This is a genomic window from Turicibacter sp., from assembly GCF_017941855.1.
Lineage (GTDB): Bacteria > Bacillota_I > Bacilli_A > MOL361 > Turicibacteraceae > Turicibacter > Turicibacter sanguinis.
Genome location: NZ_JAGAVR010000007.1, coordinates 1 through 2943, shown reverse-complemented (window position 1 = coordinate 2943; position 2943 = coordinate 1). Strand labels below are relative to the sequence as shown.

Genomic DNA, 2943 nt, shown 5'->3' with positions numbered 1-2943 from the left:
TCAAAAGAAATAAAAGAACGTAGATTATATATCGCACCTATGGAAAATAATTTCGCTACCTATGGAAAAAATCTTCCTCACCCTATGGAAAATAATTTCCATACCCCTATAGAAAAAAAGGTTAAGGATAATAATACATCCTTTAATAATACATTTAATAATACAGTTAATAAAAGAGATATTGTCGAGCAGAGCCCGACGACACCTATTCCATATGCAGAAATTATTGATTATTTAAATCAAAAAACAGGTAAACATTTCAAAGCTACATCTGAAGAGAATCAAAGATACATTAGAGCTAGATTTAAAAAGAAATTCACCGTTGATGATTTCAAGAAAGTCATTGATATTAAAACGGCTCAATGGATGAACGACAAAAAAATGTCAAGATATTTAAGACCAAGTACTCTTTTTGGCTCTAAGTTTGAAAGTTATTTAAATGAAGAAACAGGGGGGAATAAAAATGAAGTCACTATCAGAACTGATGCCAATGGCGTTAAAAGAGATAGATTGGGACTCGAAATTCTCTAATGATGATTATGATTCAACCGGTAAAACAGTAACTCAACAGCTTGTAGAGTTAGATAACGCAAAAAAAGGCAACCTAACAGGGTTTGACTGTCAGATATGCCTTAACAAAGGATTCGTATCAATTTATGTAGCCGAAACAGATTCATCTAAAATTGACGATTGTGAATGTATGAAAGTTCGAAAATCCAAGAAAATTGCAGAACAGAGTAATATGGGAGAGTTATTGACGCACAGATTACGCGATTTTAAAGCCACAGAGCCTTTTCAAGTGGTTATGAGGGATAAAGTTAAGGACTACATCCTAAATGCCCGTACAGAGTGGTTTTTGGCGCTTGGACAGAGTGGTTGCGGTAAGACAATGATTTGTTCATCGATTTGCAACGAAAGAATGACACGGTATGACGAAGATCAACGTAAATACACGCAAGTTAAATACATGATTTGGAACGATTACGTGGAGAAGATGAATAAGTTGCGATTTGAATTTGATAGAGATCATTACTTTTACGACCACGCTAAGGCAGAATTGCTATATATCGATGATTTATTCAAAGGCAGACACACAGACAATGATATCAAATTAGCATTTGACCTTATCAATTATCGCTATAACAACAATCTACCTACCATTATCTCGTCGGAAATGACGATTGATGAGATTAGAAATTTAGATGAAGCGTTAGCAGGACGCATGTTCCAAAAGGCAACAGAGCGCTTCACGGTTCAAGTAGGTAAGGATGAAGATAAGAATTACAGATTTAAGGGATTGGTCAAGCTATGATTTTGCCAATAAAAAAAGCACACTGCTCGAACAGTATGCCTTTAACCTTGACGAATTATTTTTGCGAGATAATTCATTCACATTATACAGTATAGCCGGTCAGTAATCAATTTATTCATTAAATTTTAAAAAAATGTAGGAGAAATTAAGGTTGGAAAAAATATCTTTCATAACACAAATAGAGCACGTGGATTTAGCACAGCTGATATCGAACAGTCCAGGTAGTGAGACTACCTTTAAAATATTAGATTCAAATACGATTGAAGTAACAATTGTTAAATAATAGGAGGAAGAGTAATGGAACGTAGAATCGACGAATTGGGGCGATTAGTAATCCCTAGACAAATTTCAAAAACATTAGGAATCGAAAAAAATTCACCTATCTATATGGGACGTGATGATGAAATGATTTTTTTATCAAAAGAGCCTGTTGCTGATTTTATTTTGACTAAAGTAGATAGCTTGGGGCGAGTTAAAATTCCAATCGAGTATAGACGCAAATTGTCGATACCTGGATGTACTTATGTGCTAATTAAGATGAATCAAGGAATTATTACAGTTCAACGAAGTGAAGTATGCTGTGTTATGTGCGGTAATCGTGAGCGAATCCATAACGTCAAAGGTATTCGTATTTGTAGTGATTGTGTGAACGAAATTAGAAAATCAACATGGTGGGATGTGATTTAATGCGACAAGTTATCAAAATATTTAACACATATATCGATTCATTGATTGAATTTACATGGTTAGAGTACGTGACATTTATTATTCCACGAATGGAATTACATCAGCAGGATTTAATTGATTTAGCACTAATGGTTTCATCGAGAATAAATGCTATTACGGAATTTGAGTTTAAAGGTGAAGAAATTGAAGTCTTAATCAGAAAAACTGGGGGCGTTAAATGTGACTGTATCGGATGTAATCGAGTTAATTAGAGAGCAAGGGAGTTTGGTGACGTTGGTTATCAATGGTCATACAGAAATAAGAATGATTGATCGTGCGATTTCGGAGTTTGGTCATTTAAAAGTTAAAAGAATTTATCCAAAAATTTTTAACCCGATTAACTGCGTTAAAGTTAATGAGTTTGAGGTTGTTACGATTATCGAGGTAATTAGTGATGAAGATTAAATGTTTGTGCGGGATTGAGGCAGAGTACGAAATTGAAAATGATGTTGTGTTTTGTAATGAGTGTGGAACTTTGTTGCTAAATGATTTATCAGACGATACTGAGTGTAAAATTTATAGATTAAATCAAATAAAAAAACAAATTTCTGAACTTGATATGGAACGTAAAAAATTAGAATTAGATATTAGAATTGGACTTGAAGGCGCGCCAGTTGGTGTAGGGAAGATGTATCAAGTCAAATATTCAAGTTATGTTACTAAGCGTTTCGACAACAAGAAATTTAAAGAAGAACATGAAGAACTTTATAACAAATATACGTACGATTCCCCAGGGGACAGAATCACAATCAAGGAGGTTTAATGATGGAAGAGATTAAAGAGGTAGACTTAGCGGAAGAAGAGTTAGAGGAATTTGGTTATACAGAGTTTGATTCAAATTTATTTAATAAGTTGTTCAATTTAGATGTTTCTCCTTATGTTGCTTCAATCAAAACTAAAAGTGC

The 2943-nt window shown here is 33.7% G+C and carries 7 protein-coding genes; all 7 read left to right on the top strand.

The genetic code is table 11. The features are described 5' to 3' along the window. The coding region (locus J6D32_RS00975; RefSeq protein WP_287467184.1) for a conserved phage C-terminal domain-containing protein at positions 1–531 on the top strand (531 nt) is incomplete at its 5' end. Further along, positions 464–1312, top strand: coding sequence for a DnaA ATPase domain-containing protein (locus tag J6D32_RS00970; protein WP_287467183.1), 849 nt, complete (start codon positions 464–466; stop codon positions 1310–1312). The genes J6D32_RS00975 and J6D32_RS00970, both read left to right, overlap by 68 nt. A 151-nt stretch (positions 1313–1463) precedes the next feature. Further along, positions 1464–1595 carry a hypothetical protein gene (locus J6D32_RS00965; protein WP_287467182.1) on the top strand — a complete coding sequence of 44 codons (132 nt, stop codon included), beginning with the start codon at positions 1464–1466 and terminating at the stop codon, positions 1593–1595. Positions 1596–1609: 14 nt separating this feature from the next. Then, on the top strand, positions 1610–1999 hold the full coding sequence (locus J6D32_RS00960; RefSeq protein ID WP_287467181.1) for a hypothetical protein: 390 nt from the start codon (positions 1610–1612) through the stop codon (positions 1997–1999). Continuing rightward, a complete protein-coding gene (locus J6D32_RS00955) occupies positions 1999–2250 on the top strand; it encodes a hypothetical protein (protein ID WP_287467180.1) in 252 nt (83 codons plus the stop codon). The genes J6D32_RS00960 and J6D32_RS00955 overlap by 1 nt, the downstream gene beginning before the upstream one ends. Next, complete coding sequence (locus J6D32_RS00950) at positions 2219–2443, top strand: hypothetical protein (RefSeq protein ID WP_287467179.1); 225 nt, start codon at positions 2219–2221, stop codon at positions 2441–2443. Before J6D32_RS00955 ends, J6D32_RS00950 begins: the two co-directional genes overlap by 32 nt. Beyond that, entirely contained in the window at positions 2433–2801 is a 369-nt protein-coding gene (locus tag J6D32_RS00945; protein ID WP_287467178.1) for a hypothetical protein, read from the top strand. The genes J6D32_RS00950 and J6D32_RS00945 overlap by 11 nt, the downstream gene beginning before the upstream one ends. The last annotated feature ends 142 nt before the right edge of the window (positions 2802–2943 follow it).

Coding starts and splice junctions, on each gene's coding strand:
- J6D32_RS00960 (WP_287467181.1), top strand. CDS start 1,610: ATGGAACGTAGAATCGACGAATTGGGGCGATTAGTAATCCCTAGACAA.
- J6D32_RS00955 (WP_287467180.1), top strand. CDS start 1,999: ATGCGACAAGTTATCAAAATATTTAACACATATATCGATTCATTGATT.
- J6D32_RS00945 (WP_287467178.1), top strand. CDS start 2,433: ATGAAGATTAAATGTTTGTGCGGGATTGAGGCAGAGTACGAAATTGAA.
- J6D32_RS00970 (WP_287467183.1), top strand. CDS start 464: ATGAAGTCACTATCAGAACTGATGCCAATGGCGTTAAAAGAGATAGAT.